Here is a 21,271-nt window from a genome sequence, read left to right as displayed (position 1 = left end):
AATGTGATCTGTGCCTAAAGTTCTATATCCAAACTCTCCCCAAATACAGTATTCAGTGGTGGCTTGGGTATATCGCTTTTAATGAGTCGTTGTAACACGTTTTAGCGTACGCGATTAATCGACGGACATTGAAAATTCAATCGTTTTAGGTGGACTCGATTGCCTTGATTGATATTTTTACCGTGCCCCAATTTGATTGCCATGCTATAAAATTATTATAAAAAAATATTAAATTTTACAATAATGTAGGATGTAACATGAAAGATAACTCATCAACAATTATTTACACTGAAACAGACGAAGCGCCAGCATTAGCTACCCTTTCACTTTTACCTATTATCAGAACGTTTACCAATGCTGCCGGTGTTGCGGTTGAAACCCGTGATATCTCGTTGTCGGGCCGTATTATTGCCAGTTTTCCTGAGCAGCTGACCGATGCACAAAAAATTGCAGATCATTTGACTGAGCTTGGCGAGTTAGCCAATCAGCCAGAAGCTAACATCATTAAATTACCTAATATCAGTGCTTCGATTCCACAATTAAAAGCCTGTATCGCTGAACTGCAGCAAAAAGGTTATGTCATCCCCAACTATCCGGATGAGCCTAAAACCGACGCTGAAAAATCAATTAAAACACGTTACGACAAGATCAAAGGCAGCGCGGTAAACCCTGTGCTGCGTGAAGGTAACTCAGATCGCCGTGCACCGTTATCAGTTAAAAACTTTGCCAAAAAACACCCACACTCTATGGGTAAATGGGCTAGCGATTCTAAGTCACACGTTGCTCATATGACCGACGGTGATTTCTACGGTAGCGAGCTATCAGTGACTTTGTCAGATGTTGGCAGCGTGAATATCGTACTGACACAAAAAGATGGCCAAGAAGTGGTGCTTAAATCTGGCCTTAAGTTATTGGCTGGCGAAATTATCGATGCGGCAGTATTAAGCAAGAAAGCCTTAGTGAGCTTTTATGAGCGTGAAATCGAAAACGCCAAAGCAGAAGATGTGCTGTTATCGCTGCATCTTAAAGCCACTATGATGAAAGTGTCTGATCCTATTATGTTTGGTCACGCTGTGAAGGTATTCTTCAAACCAGTATTTGACAAACATGCGGCGCTTTTCGCTGAGTTAGGCGTAGATGTTAACAACGGTTTTGGTGATGTTTATGCCAAAATTGCGACGTTACCTGCGCAGACTCGCACCGAAGTTGAAGCCGATATCGCTGCCGTTTATGCTGCGCGTCCGGCATTGGCTATGGTGGATTCTGATAAAGGTATCACTAACTTACACGTACCAAGCGACATCATTATTGATGCCTCTATGCCTGCTGCGATTCGCTCATCTGGCCAAATGTGGGGACCAGATGGTCAACTGCATGACACTAAAGCCATGATACCAGATCGTTGCTATGCCGGTATCTACCAAGAAACCATCGCGTTTTGTAAAGAACACGGTGCTTTTGACCCTAAAACCATGGGCAGCGTGCCTAACGTGGGTTTGATGGCGCAAAAAGCAGAAGAATACGGCAGCCATGATAAAACCTTCGAAATTCCAGCTGACGGAGTGGTGAACGTTGTTGATGCTAGCGGTAAAGTATTAATGACTCACAACGTTGAGGCGGGTGACATTTGGAGAATGTGCCAAGTTAAAGATGCGCCAATTCGTGACTGGGTAAAACTGGCCGTGCGCCGTGCCCGTTTAAGCAATACTCCAGCCGTATTTTGGTTAGACAGCAAGCGTGCCCACGATGCACAAATTATTGCTAAAGTGCAGCAGTATCTGCCAGAACATGACACTAATGGCTTAGATATCAGTATTATGTCGCCTGAAGAAGCCACTCGTTTCTCTTTGACTCGTATCAAAGATGGCAAAGATACTATCTCCGTCACAGGTAACGTTTTACGTGACTACCTAACTGACTTGTTCCCTATTCTCGAACTGGGCACGAGTGCAAAAATGCTGTCAATCGTTCCGTTAATGAACGGTGGTGGCTTATTTGAAACGGGCGCGGGCGGCAGTGCACCCAAGCACGTGCAGCAATTTGAGAAAGAAGGTCATTTGCGTTGGGACTCATTGGGTGAGTTTTTAGCATTGGCGGCGTCTTTAGAGCATTTAAGCCAAACTGTGGGTAACCCTAAAGCGCAAGTATTGGCCGATACCTTAGATCAAGCCATTGGCCAATTCTTAGATAGCAACAAATCGCCATCAAGAAGAGTGGGCGAGCTCGACAACCGTGGTAGTCATTTCTACTTAGCCATGTATTGGGCCCAAGCTCTTGCAGCGCAAGCGAGCGATGAGCAGTTACAAGCGCATTTCATTCCATTAGCGCACGCGTTAGCGGTAGATGAGCAAGTGATTGTTGCCGAGTTAGCGACGGCACAAGGTGCACCAGTCGATTTAGGCGGTTATTACCGTTTAGATGCGGCAAAAGCTGAAAAGGCCATGCGTCCAAGCGCAACGTTAAACAAGCTGTTAGTGGGTTAATTTTAACTGCGAAGATAACGAAAAAGGATCTGCAATGCAGATCCTTTTTTACATAATCGGATTAAGTCGCAGTGGAATATTGCATTATACTAATAAAAAGGCAGGGATATATCCCTGCCTTTTAGATCATTGGCTCATTGGCCTCACCAAAGATTATTTTGTTGGTGAAATGGCTGACGCATGCATCCCTTTTGGGCCTGCTTCTACTTCAAATTGAACTGGTTGGCCTGCTTTTAGAGTTCGATAGCCTTCCATTTCAATGGTAGAATAGTGTGCAAAAACGTCCTCACCACCTTGATCAGGGCAAATAAACCCGAATCCTTTGGCGTTGTTGAACCATTTAACAGTTCCGCTTGCCATACTTCCACTTCCTTCTGTTGTCTACTTACCAGTAAGATAGTAAAACTGCTGTAGACGGTTATTCTTTCACCGTCAGAACAACAGAATGTAAGGAGTAAAAGCGGAAGTCAAGCTAAAATTAACAAGTGGGTAACAACTAATTAATTTGATCGGAACAAATTGGAAGAGGCCAACACGAGAGGCTAGTATTAAAAATGGCGAAGATAGGAAATATTGAACACGTTGAAGAACGTGTCGAATCTGAGTTGATGCCACCTTCAATGTATAAGGTAGTGCTCAATAATGATGATTACACTCCAATGGATTTTGTGATTGAAGTTTTACAGGTTTTCTTTCGCAAGAATGAGCAGGAAGCGACTGATATTATGTTAATGATCCATCACCAAGGAAAGGGTATTTGCGGAATTTTTCCTTTTGGGATTGCAGAAACTAAGGTGATACAAGTAAATCAATTTGCAAGACAAAACCAACATCCGTTACTGTGTTCATTAGAGAAAGCATAAAATCGCTTAACTCTGTAGTCTGTTGTTAATTTTTGGGGGTGCTTATGCTGAACAAAGATCTGGAAGTCACCTTGAATCTGGCGTTTCAGCAAGCCAGAGACGCGCGTCACGAGTACATGACAGTGGAACATCTGTTATTAGCGCTGATCGACAATCCTGCTGCTCAAGAAGCGTTAACCGCTTGCGGCGCAAATCTAGATAAGCTCAGAGATGAAGTCGCAAGCTTTATCCAACAAACAACGCCAATCATTGCCGATATCGACGATGACAAAGAAACCCAGCCAACACTTGGGTTCCAGCGAGTGCTGCAACGCGCAGTATTCCATGTGCAGTCATCGGGTCGTAATGAAGTGAATGGTGCCAATGTTTTGGTCGCCATTTTCAGTGAGCAAGAATCCCAAGCCGTATATTTATTACGCCGCTGCGATATCAGCCGCTTAGATGTGGTGAACTTTATTTCCCATGGCTTTGCGAAAAATGATGATGCAGAGTCGCCACAAGATCAAGAACGTGTCGAAGAACAGGGCGAAAGCAGTGAAGAGCGCAGCATGTTGTCGCAATTTGCGTCCAACTTAAACCAGCTGGCTAAACAAGGTGATATCGACCCTTTAATTGGTCGCGATCAAGAAATTGAGCGCGCGATTCAAACCCTGTGCCGTCGCCGTAAAAATAATCCACTGTTAGTGGGTGAGGCGGGTGTCGGTAAAACGGCGATTGCCGAAGGTCTAGCGTATCGAATTGTGAATAAGCAAGTGCCCGATGTGATGTTAGAAGCGACTGTTTATTCCTTAGATTTAGGCTCGCTACTGGCTGGGACAAAATATCGCGGCGATTTTGAAAAGCGCTTTAAGAACCTGCTAAAAGAGTTAGCTGCCGATAAACACGCCATTTTATTTATCGATGAGATCCACACCATTATCGGTGCGGGCGCAGCTTCTGGCGGGGTAATGGATGCCTCCAACCTGTTAAAACCTTTGCTATCCAGCGGTAATCTGCGCTGCATGGGCTCGACGACTTTCCAAGAATATCAAAGTATTTTTGAAAAAGACCGCGCGCTTGCCCGTCGTTTCCAAAAAGTGGATATCAATGAGCCTTCAGTGGAAGAAACCACAAAGATTTTAATGGGTCTTAAGTCTAAATACGAAGAATATCATGGGGTTCGTTATACCCAGGCTGCGATCAGCAGCGCTGCGGTATTGTCGGCCAAGCACATCAATGACAGACATTTACCCGATAAAGCCATTGATGTGATCGATGAAGCGGGTGCGCGTATGGTGATGTTGCCTATGAGCAAACGTAAAAAGACCATAGGCCAAGCCGAGATTGAGTCGATAGTGGCGAAAATGGCGCGTATCCCTGAGAAGTCGGTATCGGCTACGGATAAAGACTTACTGCGTAACCTTGAGCGTAACCTTAAGATGGTGGTCTTTGGCCAAGATAAGGCCATTGAGAGTCTGAGTTCGGCCATTCGCTTATCGCGCAGTGGCTTAGGGACAGAGAAAAAACCAGTAGGCAGTTTTTTGTTTGCTGGCCCAACCGGTGTGGGTAAAACTGAAGTCACAAATCAACTAGCGAACTGCCTAGGGATGAAACTGATACGCTTTGATATGTCTGAGTACATGGAAAGCCACACAGTGTCACGTTTGATTGGTGCGCCTCCAGGCTATGTAGGTTATGACCAAGGCGGATTACTGACAGACGCAGTGATTAAAAATCCGCATTGCGTGGTGTTATTAGACGAAATAGAGAAAGCCCACCCTAATGTCTATAACTTGCTATTGCAGGTAATGGATCACGGGACATTGACCGATAATAACGGTCGTAAGGCGGATTTTAGAAACGTCACCTTAGTGATGACTACTAACGCGGGAGTGCAGGAGACCATTCGTAAATCGATTGGTTTTTCTCAGCAAGATCATACCCAAGATGCATTATCTGAAATTAATCGGGTATTTTCGCCAGAATTTAGAAACCGTCTCGATTCTATCGTGTGGTTCAATCATTTGGACATGACGATTATCGCCAAAGTAGTTGATAAGTTTTTGGTGGAATTACAGGCTCAATTGGATGCTAAGCACGTTACTTTAGACGTCAGCGATGAAGCCAGAACCTTGCTTGCTGAGAAAGGTTATGACAAGAACATGGGCGCACGCCCTATGGCGCGCGTCGTGACCGAATTGATCAAACGTCCATTGGCAGACGAGATTTTATTCGGTGCGTTAGAATCAGGCGGTGTTGCACATGTAGATGTTAAAGAGGGCGAGATTGTTATTCGCACTGAACGCCTTGAAAAAGCCACAACAAAAGCTTAGTTATTGATTAATAATTATTTTTAGATATAAAAATGGCTGCAATTGCAGCCATTTTTTTCATCTTTCGCAAACAAAAAAACCCGGCCTTGCCGGGTTTTTAAATCTAAGAGGCTATATCAGCGTGCGCGGAAGACAATACGACCTTTGGTCAGATCATAAGGAGTCAGCTGGACGGTAACTTTATCGCCAGTGAGGATCCGGATGTAGTTTTTGCGCATTTTGCCTGAAATGTGGGCTATCACCACATGACCGTTTTCAAGCTCTACACGAAACATTGTGTTTGGCAAGGTTTCAAGGATAGTGCCTTGCATTTCAATGTTGTCTTCTTTCGCCATTAATAATTATCCCATTAGCCTTCGAATATAAAAAACGGGCGTATCATGCCCCAAATTCCCCTTGCTGTAAAGGGGAAGTACTTAGCAAACTTGGGAAGACTCCCAGCCTTGAGGCGTGAGAATTTGATAAGGGCGATATAAACGCTTGTAAGACATCTTACGATTTTCATCTATTTGATATCCGAGATAAACAAATTCTTTGCCCATTAGTTTTGCCAGCCGGCACTGAATTAAAATTAACAGTGCGCCAAGCGAGCGTTGTTCTTCATCTGGGTCAAAATAGCTGTAAATCGCCGAAAGACTTTGGGGTAGCGTATCGGTGACGGCAACCGCCAATAATTTTTCACCGTCATAGACTTCGATAAACGTGGGCGGCAGCCAGTGGCAAAAGAGAAAATGGTTGTATTGCTCCTCACTTGGCGGAAACATGGGGCCGTCAAAATGTCGCTCACGAATGTAATGTTCATACAGTGCGTATTGTTCAGCGGTTTGCTCAGAGGTCACTCGCCATGTCAGATCTTGGTTTTTGGCTAAGGTACGTTTTTGGCGTTTCGATGGCACAAATTCGTGCGCTGGCACTCTGATAGGCTGACACGCACTGCAATGTGGGCATCGAGGTTTATAAATCGAGCTGCCACTGCGGCGAAAACCCACCGCGAGCAAACGCTCGAATAAAATAGGATCGAGCGTGTCTTCTTGAATAACCAATAGTTGCTCTTGCTGACCATCTAGGTAGCTGCAAGGGAAAATTTGGCTGATACCGATAGCAATCGATGTTTTACTTGAGTTCAAGGTGAATCTCTTTAATAGTCCACGTTTTAGGATCGACAGGATTATTACGCAGTTCAGTCAATCGATGAATAAAATCAAGGCGTTTTATCGCTTTCGCTCCTAAGCTCTCAAGATGAGGATTCATGATTTGCGCATCTATTAGTTTAAACCCCATTTTAAGTAAATGTTGTTGCAGTGCTGCAACGGCGGCCTTTGATGCATTTGTTTTACGGTGGAACATCGATTCACCGCAAAACACTTGGCCGATTGCTAAGCCGTAAAGCCCACCAATTAAGTGTTCGTCCTCCCATACTTCAATAGAATGGGCATGACCCTTATGATGCAGCTCGCGATAGGCCATTTGAATTTCTTGAGAGATCCAAGTCCCGTCCTGTTTTAGACGGGGCTGAGCACATCCGGCCATTACATCGGTGAACGCTTGATTGATTGTAATGTGCCAAGGTTGCTTTTTTAAATACTTGCGCAAACTGGTGCTGATGTGGATTTCACCGGGAATGAACACTGCGCGGGGATCGGGTGACCACCATAAAATGGGATCGTCTTCATTAAACCAAGGGAAAATGCCGTTGTAGTAAGCCGAGAGTAAACGTTCAGGACGTAAGTCACCGCCAATAGCCAATAAACCATTAGGATCGGTCAAGGCGAGTTCGGGTGAAGGAAAAGCTTCAAATTCGTGATTCAGAAAAGACAGAGACTTCACAATTGAGTATGATTTAGTTATTGGCCTTATTACTACGTTAGCGGAAATTCAGATATGTGGAAACCTACTCTAGCAAGCTTTATGTTTATTTTTGCTTTTATCATCAGTCCTGCCACTGCGGGTTATGAGCGTAATCAAGCTGTACCTGTTGAGAAAGTGCTCTATGGTGATATTACTTCAGTACGTAATATTACTGAAACCCAGTTAATTGAAGATCGCAATCAAGGTTGGAAAACCTTCGGCGGCGCCTTAGCGGGCGGGGTGATTGGCCATCAATTTGGCGGTGGTTCAGGCCAAGATGTAGCAACCATTCTAGGTGCGTTAATTGGTGGTGGCATTGGTAATAGATATGGTAGTGGTACGACGACGCAATCGTTAAAATTGGTTGAATTAATGATTAATCAAGAAGATGGTACGCAGGTTATGGTGATCCAAGATTACGACTCTGGCATGGTATTCAATGCGGGTGACAGAGTGCGAGTGGTCTATCTGCAAAGTGGCGTGCGTGTCGACTTAGCCATGTAGGCTTAATTATCATCTTTAGTAAAAAGTAAGTGGTGCTGCTATGACTCGGACAGAATTAATCCAATATTTAGCTGATTTTTTACATGTGTCGGCTTTTAAAGATTACGCGCCCAATGGGTTGCAGATAGAAGGTAAGGATGACATTAGCACTATAGTCACGGGGGTGACGGCATGTCAGGCCTTGATAGATGAAGCTATTCGTTTAAATGCCGATGCGATTTTGGTCCATCATGGTTTTTTTTGGAAGAACGAGCCGGAAGTGATCACTGGGATGAAGCAACGCCGAATTAAGGCGCTGCTCAAGCATGATATTAGCTTGTTTGGGTATCATTTACCCTTAGATGCCCATCCAATGCTGGGTAATAACGCGACTTTGGGGAGACTGCTTGGGATCGTCGACGCAGAAGCCATCGAAGAGGTGGCTCAGGGGCTGTTGTGGCGTGGCAAACTTGATCTTGCCGTTAGTGCTAGCGAATTTTCTAAAACCCTTGAAAATGCTTTAGGCAGAGCACCACTGCATATCGGTGATGGTAATGCTAAAATCCAACATATAGCCTGGTGCACCGGTGGTGCGCAAGATTATATTGATCTAGCCGCCAGTCTTGGTGTAGATGCGTTTATCAGTGGCGAAGTGTCCGAGCGAACGTTCCACAGTGCAGTCGAACAGGGTATACATTACTTTGCCGCAGGGCACCATGCGACCGAGCGTTTTGGTATTCAAGCTTTAGGCCGTCATCTCGCCCGTGAGTTTGGTTTAGTGCATCATTTTGTTGATATTACTAATCCAGTTTAACTCATATCTTTAGACGGCTATGATGACAATCTAACCGTATGATCCTTAAAAAAAGGCGAACTCAGCTCGCTTTTTTATTATTTTATTATTTCTCAAACCTGTTTCTCTAGCGTTTATACAAGCTGCTATTGACCAAGATTAGCGGTAACGAGGTAACTAAATCAGCCGCAAAGCTGACAATATAAAAATGCCTAGTGTGCAAGTGACCAGCGAGCAGACTGTGGTTAGGGCTATAATATTGGCCGCAAGGGGCGCATTGCCTCCCATGGAGCGGGCCATCACATAGCTTGCGGCTGCAGTGGGCGCAGAACTCATTAAAAAAACCAGTGCTAACTCAATCCCTCGATAGCCCAACAGCAAGGCTCCAATCGTGATAAAAAGTGGGGCAAAGATCAGTTTCAATGAGGTTGAGAACCAAGTCGAATGCTTTTCATGTTTGAGTGAACCAATATCGAGCGAACCGCCAGTGCACAGTAGTGCTAAGGGTAGGGTCATATTGGCAAAGTATTGTCCCGCATCGAGCACCATTTTCGGTACTGGAATAGCAAATAAATAGAACAACATGCCGACCATAATGGCAATGATCAGCGGGTTTTTGGTGATGGTCTTGATGATCACGCCAAATGCGCGTTGGCTGGATTCTTCGCCTTTAGGGCTTAGGCAAATAACCGCTTGAATGTTATACAGCAGCGTCATCGAGGCGACATAGACCGCGGCTAAGGCAACGCCAGAACTGCCATAGGCGTTGGAAACATAAGCTAAGCCGATAATGGCGGTATTGGCCCTAAATCCCCCTTGAATGATCACACCTTGGTCTTTGTGCTTGGGAAATAGCCGCCCAGTTGCATAGGTGGATAATATAAAAAACAGGAAATTGGCCGCTAAACCATAGCCAATCAAGGGGGCGCTGGAGGCAAGATCGTGATTGGAGCTGATGATACTGAGAAACAGCAATGCAGGCAGTGTTACGTTAAAGACTAATTTTGATGCGACCTCAATAAAGTTGTCATTGATGATTTGGGTGCGTTTTAGGAGCACGCCGAGTGCTAGCATTAAACAAATAGGACCCGTTATTGATGCAGAAAACAGTAACTGCTCAATGATCATTTCCATAGTCATTCCTTGAGTTCTTCACTTAAAATCCTGTCGATTTTAGACTTGTCACAGATATGAATACCACACTGCAGCAAATGTTGTGGTGATAGAGATGCGTGCATCAACTTAATCTCTTAAACTATGTGTTGTAAACTTGGCCTCTTAAACTCAATCTTTACATTCAACAGCTTAAGAAATAAGAGATACTCAGTGCCCACGAACGATACCAACAAATAAGGCCACATAAAATGCGGCCTTATTGATTTTTCGAGCGTTATCTAGTGCCGATTACTTAACCCGCATGCCAGGCTGTGCGCCTTCATGGGGTTCTAAAATCCACAGGTCGCTGCCACCAGGACCAGCGGCCAAAACCATGCCTTCTGACATGCCAAAACGCATTTTACGTGGTGCTAAGTTAGCTACCATCACAGTCAACTTACCTTCGAGATCTTCTGGCGAATAGGCTGATTTAATGCCTGCAAACACTTGGCGCGTTTCGCCACCGATGTCGAGTTGTAACTTCAGTAACTTGTCGGCATCTGCAACATGTTCGGCTTTAACAATGCGAGCGATACGTAGATCGATTTTCGCAAAATCATCAAAGTTGATGGTCTCACTGATCGGATCGTCAACCAGCGGTTCACTGCTAACCGATGAAGCTTTAGCTGTTTTTTCAGGTGCTGCTGTCTTTGGCGCATCGGCCGTGACTTGCAGGTTATCTTTGGAATCAGCAACCATGGCATTGACTTTATCTAGCTCAACACGTTGCATCATTGCCTTGAATGGGGCGATTTCATGACCCGCTAAATCTTGGCCCAATGCATCCCAAGTCAGTGGCAATTGGAAGAAGGCTTCCACATCTTGAGCTAAACGTGGCAATACAGGTTTGAGATACGTCACTAAAATACGGAACAGATTCAAGGCGTTTGAACACACTTGATGGGCTGCTTCCTGTTGATCGTCATGTTTCACCATTTGCCAAGGCGCGGCATCAGCCACAAAACCGTTGGCAATATCTGCCAGTGCCATGATTTCGCGCACGGCTTTGCCGTATTCGCGAGTCTCGTAAAATTCAGCAATCACGTCTTGCTTGGCTAAAAACGCTTCGGTCAGCGTAGTATCAGCAATTTTCGCGAGCTTGCCATCGAAGCGTTTAGTGATAAAACCGGCGGTGCGTGAGGCTAAATTCACTAATTTACCGACTAGATCTGAGTTAACTCGCTGGGCGAAATCTTCTAGATTCAAGTCTAAGTCGTCGATACGGCTACTGAGTTTGGCGGCGTAGTAATAACGTAAATATTCAGGATCTAAATGGTCTAGATACGTGCGCGCCTTGATGAAAGTGCCTTTGGATTTTGACATTTTCGCACCGTTGACTGTTACATAGCCGTGTGCATAGACGCTGTTTGGCTGGCGATAGCCTGAGCCGTGCAGCATAGCGGGCCAGAACAAGCTGTGGAAGTAAACGATATCTTTACCAATAAAATGATAAACCTCCGCTGTAGAATCTTTACCCCAAAACTCATCGAAGCTCAACTCTGGGCGTTTGTCACACAGATTTTTGAATGAACCCATGTAGCCAATTGGCGCATCGAGCCAAACGTAGAAATATTTGCCCGGCGCATCGGGGATTTCGAAACCAAAATACGGTGCATCACGGGTAATATCCCACTGTTTTAAACCTTGTTCGAACCATTCATCGAGTTTATTGGCCATTTCGACTTGCAGAGCGCCCGAGCGGGTCCACTCTTTTAGCATGCCTTCGAAGGCGGGTAGGTCAAAGAAAAAGTGCTCAGAATCTTTCATTACTGGTGTTGCACCCGATACCGCTGATTTAGGATTTATCAGTTCGGTTGGGCTATAAGTCGCGCCGCAGGCGTCGCAGTTATCGCCGTATTGGTCAGGCGACTTACACTTAGGACACGTTCCTTTAACGAAACGGTCAGGCAAAAACATGGATTTTTCAGGATCGAACAACTGAGAAATACTCTTGCTTTTAATGTAGCCATTGGCACGCAGTTTGAGATAAATATCGTTCGCTAACACGCGGTTTTCTTCGCTGTGGGTGCTGTGATAGTTATCGAATGCAATATTGAAATCGGCAAAATCCTGCTGATGTTCTTTGTTCACTTGGGCAATCATGTCTTCTGGCGCTATGCCTAATTGCTGTGCTTTAAGCATGATTGGCGTGCCATGGGCGTCATCGGCACAAATATAGTGGCACTCATGTCCACGAAGCTTTTGATAACGCGACCAGATATCAGTCTGGATGTATTCCAACATGTGACCTAAGTGGATCGGTCCGTTTGCATAGGGAAGTGCGCTGGTCACGAGAATTTTACGTTGTGAAGTTGCCATCTGTTCTCAAATATCGTGGTGGGCCAAAAATATTGGTAGAGATACTAACTGATTACAGGATGACTTTCATCAAAACCTGAGTTGATCGAGCTAAAACTGCGCTAATGTTTTAAGCATTATCTGGTACACTTGCACAAATTTATCAGTGGGGGTAATTCTTTTGTCTTCAATACAAACCGATTATCGTTTAAATGACGATCTTCTCGAGCCTGTTCTGGCTATTCTCGATTCATTTGTTGACCCGTATTTATCAAAGGGGTTAGTGAGCGCAGGATGCGTAAACAAACTTGCGTTGGAAGGTAAGCGTTTGTTGCTTGGCTTAGTTTATCCGTACCCTTGCATGACACAGTATCGCGATACTGTGATGGCATTAACCAACAAGCTCGCAGTCCTTGATGCTATCGATGAGGTTGAATGCGAAATTGATTTTCAACCTAAAGTTTATTCAGCGTTATCGGCTATTGCACCTATTGCTAATGTAAAACAAGTGATTGCAGTTGCATCAGGTAAAGGTGGTGTGGGTAAATCAACTACTGCGGTTAACCTTGCTTTAGCGTTAGCGGCAGAAGGCGCACAAGTCGGCATCCTCGATGCGGATATTTACGGTCCGTCAGTGCCGATGATGTTAGGTATTCCTAATTTCAGACCGCTTTCTCCCGATGGCAAACATATGACCGCTGCCAGTGCCCATGGTATTGCGGCGCAATCGATTGGTTTTATGCTCAGTGGTGATGAAGCGGCCGTATGGCGTGGTCCTATGGCCGCTGGCGCGCTGGCGCAGCTACTGAACGAAACCCAATGGCCTGAGTTGGATTATTTAGTGATTGATATGCCGCCAGGTACAGGGGATATTCAGCTTACGTTATCGCAAAAAGTGCCCGTCAGTGGCGCTGTTATTGTGACTACACCGCAAGATATTGCACTGGCTGACGCCCAAAAGGGCATCAACATGTTCCAAAAAGTGAACATTCCAGTACTGGGTATTGTCGAAAATATGAGTTTTCATTTATGTCCTGAATGTGGCCATAAAGAACATCCATTTGGTACGCACGGTGGCAGTAAAATGGCCGAGCGTTATAACGTGCCATTGTTAGGGGCTTTGCCGCTACATATTAATATTCGTGAAGCAATGGATATCGGTGCACCGACGGTCGTTGCCGATCCAGACAGCGAAGTGGCCGCTCTTTATCGGGAAATTGCCCGTAAAGTGGGCGCCGAATTGGCTTTAAAGCAAAGCCAGAAAACAGTTTCTATTAGTGTTTCAGATGACGAGTAAGGTTTAAGGGTATGAATTCTCAGCAGTGTGTCGTTATCGCAATTGCAGGCGCGTCAGCATCGGGCAAAAGTTTAATTGCCAAAACGATTTTTGACGAATTGCGCCGTGATTTAGGCACAGATCAAATAGGGGTAATTAATGAAGATGCGTATTATCGCGATCAGAGTCATTTATCTATGGATGAACGGATATTAACGAATTACGATCATCCAAAAGCGTTAGACCACCAACTGTTGTGCACCCATTTACAGTTGCTTAAATCTGGCGAAGCTGTTGATATCCCTTGTTATAGCTATACAGAACACACCCGCACCGCGGAAACCTTAAAGATGACACCGAAAAAGGTGATCATTTTAGAAGGTATCTTATTGCTGACCGATCCTAAGCTACGTGCCCTGATGGACGCGAGTGTGTTTATGGATACGCCGCTGGACATTTGTTTCCTACGTCGCTTAACTCGGGATGTGGCCGAGCGGGGTCGTACGATGGAATCTGTGATTTCACAGTACAAAAAAACCGTGCGTCCTATGTTCTTACAGTTTATTGAACCATCGAAACAATACGCCGATATTATCGTTCCCCGTGGCGGCAAAAATCGTATAGCGACCGATATTTTAAAGACTCGTATCCAACATTTACTGGCAAAATAACGAGATAAAAACCAAGGAGTAATAGGCAAGATGCGCTTAACTGATATCGAAATTGAACAGGCCCTTGATAACGGCACTATCGTAATAGAACCTCGCCCGGGCATAGAAGCTATTTCAGGCGTCAGTGTTGATGTGCGCTTGGGTGGACAGTTTCGCGTCTTTAAAGATCATACCGCGCCTTTTATCGACTTGAGTGGTCCAAGTGCTGAGATGCAAGCGGCGCTCGATCGGGTGATGAGTGAGATTATCGAAATCCCCGATGGCGAAGCATTTTTCTTGCATCCTGGCGAATTGGCTTTGGCTGTGACTTACGAGAGCGTAACTTTACCTGCTGACATCGTCGGTTGGCTTGATGGCCGTTCATCATTGGCACGATTAGGCTTAATGGTACACGTGACGGCACACCGAATCGATCCAGGTTGGCAGGGTAAAATCGTGCTCGAGTTTTATAACAGCGGCAAGTTACCATTGGCGCTGCGCCCACGTATGACCATAGGCGCGCTTAATTTTGAACGCTTAAATCATGCGGTTGCGCGTCCTTATAACACTCGCAAGAATGCTAAATACAAAGATCAGCAAGAAGCGGTTGCTAGCCGTATCAGTCAGGACTAGTTCTGGTGATTTGGGTAAATGGTGTACCACAGGCGAATGTGGATCCTTCTGATCGAGGTATTGCCTACGGGGATGGCCTGTTTGCGACTATGCGAACTGGCGCTGAGGGGATTTTATTTTTTGAAACCCATCAAGCTCGTTTAACCATAGGCGCCGCAAGACTTGGATTTCAATGGCAAATGAGTGAAGCATTGCAACAGCAGCTTCAGGCTTTAGCCATTGAGTATCCACTGCATTGTATTAAGCTAATAGTTTCTCGTGGTGTGGGTGGCCGAGGCTATACACCGCCAGAAATAGTTAAGCCTACCGAAATTGTTTCAGTTCATGCTATCCCGCGCCATTATGCCCAGTGGCAACAAATGGGTATTAGCCTTAAAACTTCGTCGGTACGATTGGGGTTGCAGCCTCTGTTGGCAGGAATTAAGCATTTAAACCGGCTTGAGCAAGTGCTGATTAAATCTCATATTTTACCGCAGGGCTTTGACGACTGGCTAGTGGCTGATATTGAAGATAATATAATCGAATCTTCAATGGCTAACATATTTTTTATCAAAGGCAATCAGGTACTAACCCCTTCATTAGCCCAGTGCGGCGTGGCGGGAGTGATGCGTGAGCACGTGATGCTGGCCTTGCTTGAACAGCATCTAAATATCGAATGTTTGCCCGTTGGCGCTGAGCGTTTAATCGAATTTGACTCAGCGTTTATCACTAACAGCATTTTAGGCATTGTGGATGTGCTGGCGATTGATTCGCTTACATTCACCCGCACTCCTATTACTGCGCAACTTAGACAGACACTTTTACTTACTCTATGAAAAAAATCATTGTTATTGCCAGTTCAACTTTATTGACCCTGTTAACGTTAGCCTGTGTGGGCGCCTTTTGGGGCTATCAAACGGTTATCGAATACAGTCAAACGCCGCTGAGTCTCAGCGAGCCTAAAGAGTTGACGGTTGAACGCGGCACCAGTGTGAATCAACTAGCACAACAACTCACTGACGACGGCGTGATCCAAGATACTTGGAAACTCAAGTGGCTGCTTAAGTTTCGTCCTGAGCTTGCCAAAATTCGCACGGGACTTTATGAAATATCACCTTCACAAACGATTACTGATTTACTCAATGATTTGATCGCTGGCAAAGTCAAAACCTTCAGTTTGACGTTAGTTGAGGGGAAAACTATTGCAGAGTGGGAACAACAATTAGCCAATGCACCGCATCTACAGATGTCACCAGAGGTTTTTGTGGCGGTATTGATGGAGCAGGGCGATGATTCAGCGTTACCCGAAGGTAAATTTTTTCCTGATACTTACCATTATACCGCTGAGGCTAATGCAAAAGTCCTGCTGACTCAAAGCTATAAGATGATGGAGCAAGAACTTGCCAAAGCGTGGGCAGAACGGGCGCCGAATTTGCCGTTAAAATCTCCCTATGAAATGCTGATCTTGGCTTCGATAGTGGAGAAGGAAACCGGCCAAGCCCATGAACGCGATCAAATTGCCGGAGTATTCGTTAATCGTCTCAACCAAGGCATGCGTCTGCAAACCGATCCGACGGTTATTTATGGCATGGGTGAGCGCTATAAAGGTAATATCACCCGTAAAGATTTAGTCGAAGAAACACCCTTTAATACTTATCGTATCTTTGGTTTACCCCCTACGCCTATTGCCGCGCCAAGTAAAGCATCACTTGCGGCCGTATCTAAGCCCGCCAGTGTGAAATATGTTTATTTCGTGTCGCGTAACGATGGCACACATGTGTTTTCAACCACGCTTGAAGAACACAACCGCGCCGTTGATATATATCAGCGTAAGAAAAAACCGACGACGCTAGAAAAGTCACCCGAGTAAAAAACGCAGAGTAATCCCATGTCAGTTTATGCAAAATTTATTGTTATTGAGGGTTTAGAAGGCGCTGGTAAGTCGAGTGCGATTAACCTTATTCGTGATTTTATTGAAAAACACACTGGACAAGCGCCTATTTGTACCCGTGAGCCCGGTGGTACGCCGCTTGCTGAACGTATCCGCGATTTAGTCAAAATAGCCGATGTAAGCGATCCTCTGTGTGATGAAGCCGAGTGTTTACTCATCTATGCCGCTAGAGCTCAGTTGGTTGCCAATGTGATTAAACCCGCGCTTGCAAAGGGTCAATGGGTATTGGGCGATCGGCATAATCTATCGTCGCTTGCCTATCAGGGCGGTGGCCGCGGCTTAATGCCGTTAGTGGAGGCGGTGAGTCATGCCACGCTAAAAGGATTCAAACCCGATTTGACCTTGTACCTAGATTTAGATCCTAAGCTTGGACTTAGGCGCGCAGCTAAGCGCGGTGAACTGGATAGAATTGAGCAGCAAGCGATTGACTTTTTTGAGCGGGCTCGCGCTACGTACCTTAAACTTGCCAGCGAAGATGACAGTATTATTGTTATTGATGCGAGTCAAACCATGGCCGAAGTCCATAAGGATATCTTAGCTGTGTTACAGGCGATGGCATGGTAGCCGGGTTGGAATTTACGTCTGAGCAATTGCCTTGGCTCGAAGCACCAAGACAAGCATTTTTAGCGCAATTAACCAGGCAAAAAATCCCCCATGCTCAGCTCGTCGGTATTGATTCTGCCTATGGCGGCGAATTGTTGGCTGTTTTTATGGCGCGTGCGGCCATGTGTTTGCAACCTACGCGAGTGGGAGCCTGCGGTTTTTGTAAGTCTTGTCAGCTCTTTGATGCGGGTAATCATCCTGATTTTTACCATATTGCCGCCGACGGTAATCAAATTAAGGTCGATCAAATTCGTGAGCTTTGTACTCGTCTAACCGCCACAGCACAGCAAAATGGCCGACGTATCGCTCTTATTCATCATAGTGAGCGGCTTAACTCCGCCGCTGCCAATGCGCTACTTAAAACTCTTGAAGAACCCGGTAAAGATACTTTACTGATATTGCAGTCGGATACGCCTGCACGTCTAATGGCGACGGTCAGCAGCCGCTGCCAACGCATTCCCTTCGTTGTGCCAAGTCGAGAGATCATCAAAAACTGGTTAGCGCAGCAATGTGATATCCAAGAGGATGTCACTTGGTGTCTGAGCGTGGTGGGTGGACCGCTAAAGTTGGCAGAGAGTTTGCTATCTGACGGTGCCCAACAAAGCCGTTATCAATCCTTGCTACAGTTTCGCAAAGATTGGGCTCAAAGTTTGTCGTCGGGTCATCTGTGTGCTAGTTTGTTAATGATAAGTGAACAACAAATAATTGATGTTCTTAAGGTTCTATACCTACTTATGCGACAGGTTTTATTGAAAAACAGCCATCAAGATGCGTTTATTCAAGCGCAGATCGGGAACTTGGCGGCAAAGATCATGGGAATGTGTCATAGCTTAAGTACAATGCCGAGCGTCAATTATCTGGCCTTGTGTCAAAGTTATGTCTTAGAATATAGAGAGATAATAAAATAAGTAATAAACCATGGTAGATCTCGTCGTTAATTTTGATACGTTACATCAGCTATATCGCGCCTATATGCCTTTTATTAAGCCGGCAGGATTATTCATTGCAACCAGCGAAAGCCATTATCTCGGTCAACCCCTGACGATTTCGTATCGTTTACCGGGCGCAACGCTTATGAATGAATTTCGCGGTATAGTGGTCTGGATAAATCCTTTAGGTGCTTCGGGTGGACGTCCTGTGGGCATTGGGATTAAAATTGTGTCTGAGCCAGATAGTCATAAGCACCATATCGAAAAGTTACTGTCCCGCGAACTCGCCTCTGGGGATTTAACCTGTACTATGTAGGTATATCCCACTTGCATTATTGCCGTATTTTTTAGTGTTTACTCGCTGTCCAAACCTATTATTCATTGCTGTCGAATTTGACCTCGATCCCTTGGCTGGGTATCCTTGTCGTCATTTTGTTACTCTGCTTGGAAATCTCTGTGCTTATTGATTCACACTGTCATCTTGATCGCCTCAAAGCGGCGCCTGATCAACAAACTCTTGAAAATATTCTTGCTAGTGCTAAAGCTCGTGGCGTCGATTATATGTTGTGCGTCAATGTCCGCCAACAAGGATTTGAATCGATGCGAGATAAAGTTGCAGCCTTCGAACAGGTATTTTTGTCATCGGGTGTGCATCCATTAGACGTTAAAGAAGGCCTCGATGTTGAGCAAATTCGCCGCTTTGCCACCGATCCTAAAGTGGTCGCGATTGGTGAAACGGGGTTAGATTATTTTTATGCAGACGACACTAAACTGCTACAACAGCAATGTTTTGAGCAGCAGATTGCCCTTGCGGTAGAAGTGAATAAACCTTTGATTGTGCATACCCGTGATGCACGTGAAGACACCATCAATATGCTTAAGCTGGGCAATGCGGATAACGTCGGCGGCGTGCTGCATTGCTTTACCGAGAACTGGGAGATGGCGAAAGCGGCGATTGATCTCGGCTTTTATATTTCAGTGTCAGGTATCGTTACCTTTAAAAATGCCGGTGATCTGCGAACCGTTATCCGCAAAGTGCCTCAGGATCGTCTGCTCGTAGAAACTGATTCGCCTTATTTGGCGCCTATTCCACACCGTGGACAAGAGAATCAGCCCGCCTATGTGCGCGATGTTGCTGAGTTTGTGGCTGAGCTTAGAGGTGAGCGTTACGAAGATCTTGCTGAATACACCAGCAATAACTTCTTTAATTTATTCAAAGATGCAGCGCGTTTAGTTGGCCGTTAGCTGCAAGTGCTTTTAATCACTTTATGCGATTGCGTGATTGTCAGCGTACATGCATAAAAAAAGGCCCAAAACGATTAAAGCTGTTTGGGCCTAGGGGAATGGCTCGTTGAAGAGCCGTGCGCTACAGGTGAAAGCGCCATGCAGTGCGCTTTACATATAGACTCAGTGTAGTCGAGCTTTTGCCCTAGAGTCGCGTTCACCTTCCCCTTTTTTAGGTTATTTATCGCTAAAAAACAGCAGAACTATAACGATTTTGTCTGTTCTGGTAGCAATAACACTTTATCTTTCACTAAGTCTCTGGGCAGGTTGTTTTTTAACTTATTGCCTAAATGTTTCGCCATGCCTAATGGCGCGCCGCCATAACAGACGATCACTTCACCTTGGGCTTTGCCTGCCGTAGCTAAGGGAATATCTCGCCCCATCAAATACTCTTTAGCTTCAACATCGCTCACATCGACCGTTTTTGCCGTTGGGCTAAGTTGTTTTCCCGCTAAAGCAATAATCGCTTCATGGCGGACTTTAAAACCGTGCTTACTGTTATCTGCGAGTTTAATGCCAATACGCTGAAAGCGCATACGGCCGATAAAAGCGTTGAATTCGTGCGGAAATAACCAAAATTCATCATCGCGAACCATGATGAGTTCGTCCGGTAAGCTGATGCCTAAATCCTGCTGAAAATAGTCTTTGATCCCTTGGGCTTGTTTCGCTGATGTAGTCGTGAAGGGGAAATTTTTCTGCAGTTTAGGCTCGGGCAGTAAACGCGGCACTGAGGCGATTTTGGTTAATTTCGCGACGAAAAAACCTTCACTGTCGTAAATCTGTGGCCAGACATGTAAGAAACCTTCGGCAGTAGTGGCCTTTTCTGCACCATCAAATAAATCATGTAAGGATTCAAATTGCACGGCATCGCCGTAGGCTTGCTTTAAATACTCACATACGCCTTGGTTTTCGAGGCGATTTAAGGTGCAGGTCGAGTAAACTAAACTGCCGCCGGGTTTCAGGGCGAGAAATGCGGATTCAATTAAGGCTTTTTGGGTTTCGCTAATCGCCAACACATCGTCTAGGCTCCAATGCTTTAGCGCATCGACGTCTTTACGTATCGTGCCTTCGCCGCCACAGGGCGCATCGATGAGCACAGCATCAAAACTTTCATACAAGTATTCACCAAAAACACGGCCATCGAAATGGGTCAGTGCGCAGTGGCTTGCGCCCATACGCAGTACGTTGGCGTGTAAGACTTTCACGCGGCTTGCCGAATACTCATTGGCCACTAATAAACCTTGGTTTTGCATTAACGCGGCCATTTGAGTGGTTTTTGAACCCGGCGCAGAGGCGAGATCGAGTACGCACTGCCACTTTGCACTAGTCGTAAATGCACTAGGCGTAAAAAGTGCGGTTGGCGGCAACATAGAGCTGGCTTCTTGAATGTAGAATAAGCCTTGAATGTGCTCTAAGGCATTGCCGAGTTGTTCTTCTTCATCGTAACTGATCCAAAATCCGTCTTCACACCAAGGAATCGACTGGAACGTCCAGCCCTTAGGCTGCATCAGAGTCTTAAAGTCGTTGCTGCTGATTTTTAAGGTATTGACCCGAATAGAACGTCTAAGCGGCCTGTCGCAAGCGGCAATAAACTCGTCCATGGATAAATGGGCGGGGAGTTCTTGGGTGATTGTGTTGATAAAATTTTGATTTAATTGAACCATTGACTTCATTGGACCATTGATTTCATTGCACGAGAGGGAAATAGACTGTGTTTCAACTGGCGCAAGT

The 21,271-nt window shown here is 45.4% G+C and carries 21 protein-coding genes; 14 read left to right on the top strand and 7 right to left on the bottom strand.

All coding sequences use genetic code 11. The annotated features are described in order from the left end of the window. The first annotated feature begins 257 nt into the window (after nucleotides 1–257). Complete coding sequence (locus tag ACRN9H_RS00575; RefSeq protein WP_432312006.1) at nucleotides 258–2,483, top strand: NADP-dependent isocitrate dehydrogenase; 2,226 nt, start codon at nucleotides 258–260, stop codon at nucleotides 2,481–2,483. A 153-nt stretch (nucleotides 2,484–2,636) separates the two neighbouring features. Here the strand turns inward: ACRN9H_RS00575 and cspD are convergent, their stop codons facing one another. Beyond that, nucleotides 2,637–2,843, bottom strand: coding sequence for a cold shock domain-containing protein CspD (gene cspD / locus ACRN9H_RS00570; protein WP_006081937.1), 207 nt, complete (start codon nucleotides 2,841–2,843; stop codon nucleotides 2,637–2,639). A gap of 194 nt (nucleotides 2,844–3,037) precedes the next feature. Here cspD and clpS point away from each other — a divergent pair, with 194 nt between their 5' ends. Then, complete coding sequence (gene clpS, locus ACRN9H_RS00565; protein WP_263189082.1) at nucleotides 3,038–3,346, top strand: ATP-dependent Clp protease adapter ClpS; 309 nt, start codon at nucleotides 3,038–3,040, stop codon at nucleotides 3,344–3,346. A gap of 44 nt (nucleotides 3,347–3,390) precedes the next feature. Beyond that, nucleotides 3,391–5,658, top strand: a complete 2,268-nt coding sequence (clpA, locus tag ACRN9H_RS00560; protein ID WP_432312005.1) for an ATP-dependent Clp protease ATP-binding subunit ClpA — start codon at nucleotides 3,391–3,393, stop codon at nucleotides 5,656–5,658. Between the two features lie 116 nt (nucleotides 5,659–5,774). On the opposite strand, the gene infA is transcribed toward clpA, so the two are convergent. The 3 genes from infA to aat all read right to left on the bottom strand — a co-directional run bounded on the left by infA (nucleotide 5,775) and on the right by aat (nucleotide 7,485). Next, the gene (gene infA / locus ACRN9H_RS00555; RefSeq protein ID WP_006081934.1) at nucleotides 5,775–5,993 is read right to left on the bottom strand and encodes a translation initiation factor IF-1; all 219 of its coding nucleotides are present in this window, start codon (nucleotides 5,991–5,993) and stop codon (nucleotides 5,775–5,777) included. 81 nt (nucleotides 5,994–6,074) lie between these two features. Then, nucleotides 6,075–6,785 carry an arginyltransferase gene (locus ACRN9H_RS00550; protein ID WP_432312004.1) on the bottom strand — a complete coding sequence of 237 codons (711 nt, stop codon included), beginning with the start codon at nucleotides 6,783–6,785 and terminating at the stop codon, nucleotides 6,075–6,077. Further along, nucleotides 6,772–7,485 (bottom strand): leucyl/phenylalanyl-tRNA--protein transferase, encoded by a 714-nt coding sequence (gene aat, locus ACRN9H_RS00545; RefSeq protein WP_432312003.1) that lies wholly within the window; start codon nucleotides 7,483–7,485, stop codon nucleotides 6,772–6,774. The genes ACRN9H_RS00550 and aat overlap by 14 nt, the downstream gene beginning before the upstream one ends. Before the next feature lie 54 nt (nucleotides 7,486–7,539). Here aat and ACRN9H_RS00540 point away from each other — a divergent pair, with 54 nt between their 5' ends. Both ACRN9H_RS00540 and ACRN9H_RS00535 read left to right on the top strand, forming a co-directional pair. Beyond that, a complete protein-coding gene (locus ACRN9H_RS00540; protein ID WP_432312002.1) occupies nucleotides 7,540–8,010 on the top strand; it encodes a glycine zipper 2TM domain-containing protein in 471 nt (156 codons plus the stop codon). A 40-nt stretch (nucleotides 8,011–8,050) separates the two neighbouring features. After that, nucleotides 8,051–8,803, top strand: a complete 753-nt coding sequence (locus ACRN9H_RS00535) for a Nif3-like dinuclear metal center hexameric protein (RefSeq protein WP_432312001.1) — start codon at nucleotides 8,051–8,053, stop codon at nucleotides 8,801–8,803. A 156-nt stretch (nucleotides 8,804–8,959) separates the two neighbouring features. On the opposite strand, the gene ACRN9H_RS00530 is transcribed toward ACRN9H_RS00535, so the two are convergent. Then, the gene (locus ACRN9H_RS00530; protein WP_432312000.1) at nucleotides 8,960–9,916 is read right to left on the bottom strand and encodes an AEC family transporter; all 957 of its coding nucleotides are present in this window, start codon (nucleotides 9,914–9,916) and stop codon (nucleotides 8,960–8,962) included. A 270-nt stretch (nucleotides 9,917–10,186) separates the two neighbouring features. Next, nucleotides 10,187–12,256 carry a methionine--tRNA ligase gene (gene metG, locus ACRN9H_RS00525; protein ID WP_432311999.1) on the bottom strand — a complete coding sequence of 690 codons (2,070 nt, stop codon included), beginning with the start codon at nucleotides 12,254–12,256 and terminating at the stop codon, nucleotides 10,187–10,189. Nucleotides 12,257–12,416: 160 nt separating this feature from the next. On the opposite strand from metG, the gene apbC reads away from it, so the two are divergent. From apbC to ACRN9H_RS00480, 9 genes are all read left to right on the top strand, one after another. Then, nucleotides 12,417–13,532: an iron-sulfur cluster carrier protein ApbC gene (gene apbC / locus ACRN9H_RS00520; RefSeq protein WP_432311998.1), complete on the top strand. Its 1,116-nt coding sequence runs from the start codon at nucleotides 12,417–12,419 to the stop codon at nucleotides 13,530–13,532. Nucleotides 13,533–13,543: 11 nt separating this feature from the next. Beyond that, nucleotides 13,544–14,182 carry a uridine kinase gene (gene udk / locus ACRN9H_RS00515; RefSeq protein ID WP_432311997.1) on the top strand — a complete coding sequence of 213 codons (639 nt, stop codon included), beginning with the start codon at nucleotides 13,544–13,546 and terminating at the stop codon, nucleotides 14,180–14,182. Between the two features lie 30 nt (nucleotides 14,183–14,212). Next, nucleotides 14,213–14,794: a dCTP deaminase gene (gene dcd, locus ACRN9H_RS00510; RefSeq protein ID WP_432311996.1), complete on the top strand. Its 582-nt coding sequence runs from the start codon at nucleotides 14,213–14,215 to the stop codon at nucleotides 14,792–14,794. 5 nt (nucleotides 14,795–14,799) lie between these two features. Next, nucleotides 14,800–15,609, top strand: a complete 810-nt coding sequence (gene pabC / locus ACRN9H_RS00505; RefSeq protein WP_432311995.1) for an aminodeoxychorismate lyase — start codon at nucleotides 14,800–14,802, stop codon at nucleotides 15,607–15,609. After that, the gene (gene mltG, locus ACRN9H_RS00500; RefSeq protein ID WP_432311994.1) at nucleotides 15,606–16,643 is read left to right on the top strand and encodes an endolytic transglycosylase MltG; all 1,038 of its coding nucleotides are present in this window, start codon (nucleotides 15,606–15,608) and stop codon (nucleotides 16,641–16,643) included. The genes pabC and mltG overlap by 4 nt, the downstream gene beginning before the upstream one ends. A gap of 18 nt (nucleotides 16,644–16,661) precedes the next feature. Then, a complete protein-coding gene (gene tmk / locus ACRN9H_RS00495; RefSeq protein WP_432311993.1) occupies nucleotides 16,662–17,288 on the top strand; it encodes a dTMP kinase in 627 nt (208 codons plus the stop codon). Then, entirely contained in the window at nucleotides 17,282–18,235 is a 954-nt protein-coding gene (gene holB, locus ACRN9H_RS00490) for a DNA polymerase III subunit delta' (protein ID WP_432311992.1), read from the top strand. Before tmk ends, holB begins: the two co-directional genes overlap by 7 nt. A 10-nt stretch (nucleotides 18,236–18,245) precedes the next feature. Then, entirely contained in the window at nucleotides 18,246–18,572 is a 327-nt protein-coding gene (locus tag ACRN9H_RS00485; RefSeq protein ID WP_076499726.1) for a PilZ domain-containing protein, read from the top strand. A 140-nt stretch (nucleotides 18,573–18,712) separates the two neighbouring features. Then, the gene (locus tag ACRN9H_RS00480) at nucleotides 18,713–19,501 is read left to right on the top strand and encodes a TatD family hydrolase (RefSeq protein ID WP_432311991.1); all 789 of its coding nucleotides are present in this window, start codon (nucleotides 18,713–18,715) and stop codon (nucleotides 19,499–19,501) included. A 242-nt stretch (nucleotides 19,502–19,743) separates the two neighbouring features. Here ACRN9H_RS00480 and rsmF read toward each other — a convergent pair whose 3' ends face one another. Continuing rightward, nucleotides 19,744–21,204, bottom strand: coding sequence for a 16S rRNA (cytosine(1407)-C(5))-methyltransferase RsmF (gene rsmF / locus ACRN9H_RS00475; RefSeq protein WP_432311990.1), 1,461 nt, complete (start codon nucleotides 21,202–21,204; stop codon nucleotides 19,744–19,746). Nucleotides 21,205–21,271 lie beyond the last annotated feature (67 nt).

The sequence above is a fragment of the Shewanella sp. MF08487 genome, assembly GCF_050848685.1.
In the GTDB taxonomy this organism is placed as follows: domain Bacteria; phylum Pseudomonadota; class Gammaproteobacteria; order Enterobacterales; family Shewanellaceae; genus Shewanella; species Shewanella glacialipiscicola.
Note: the sequence above shows the minus strand (reverse complement) of the source record. Positions and strands in the feature narration are given on the sequence as shown.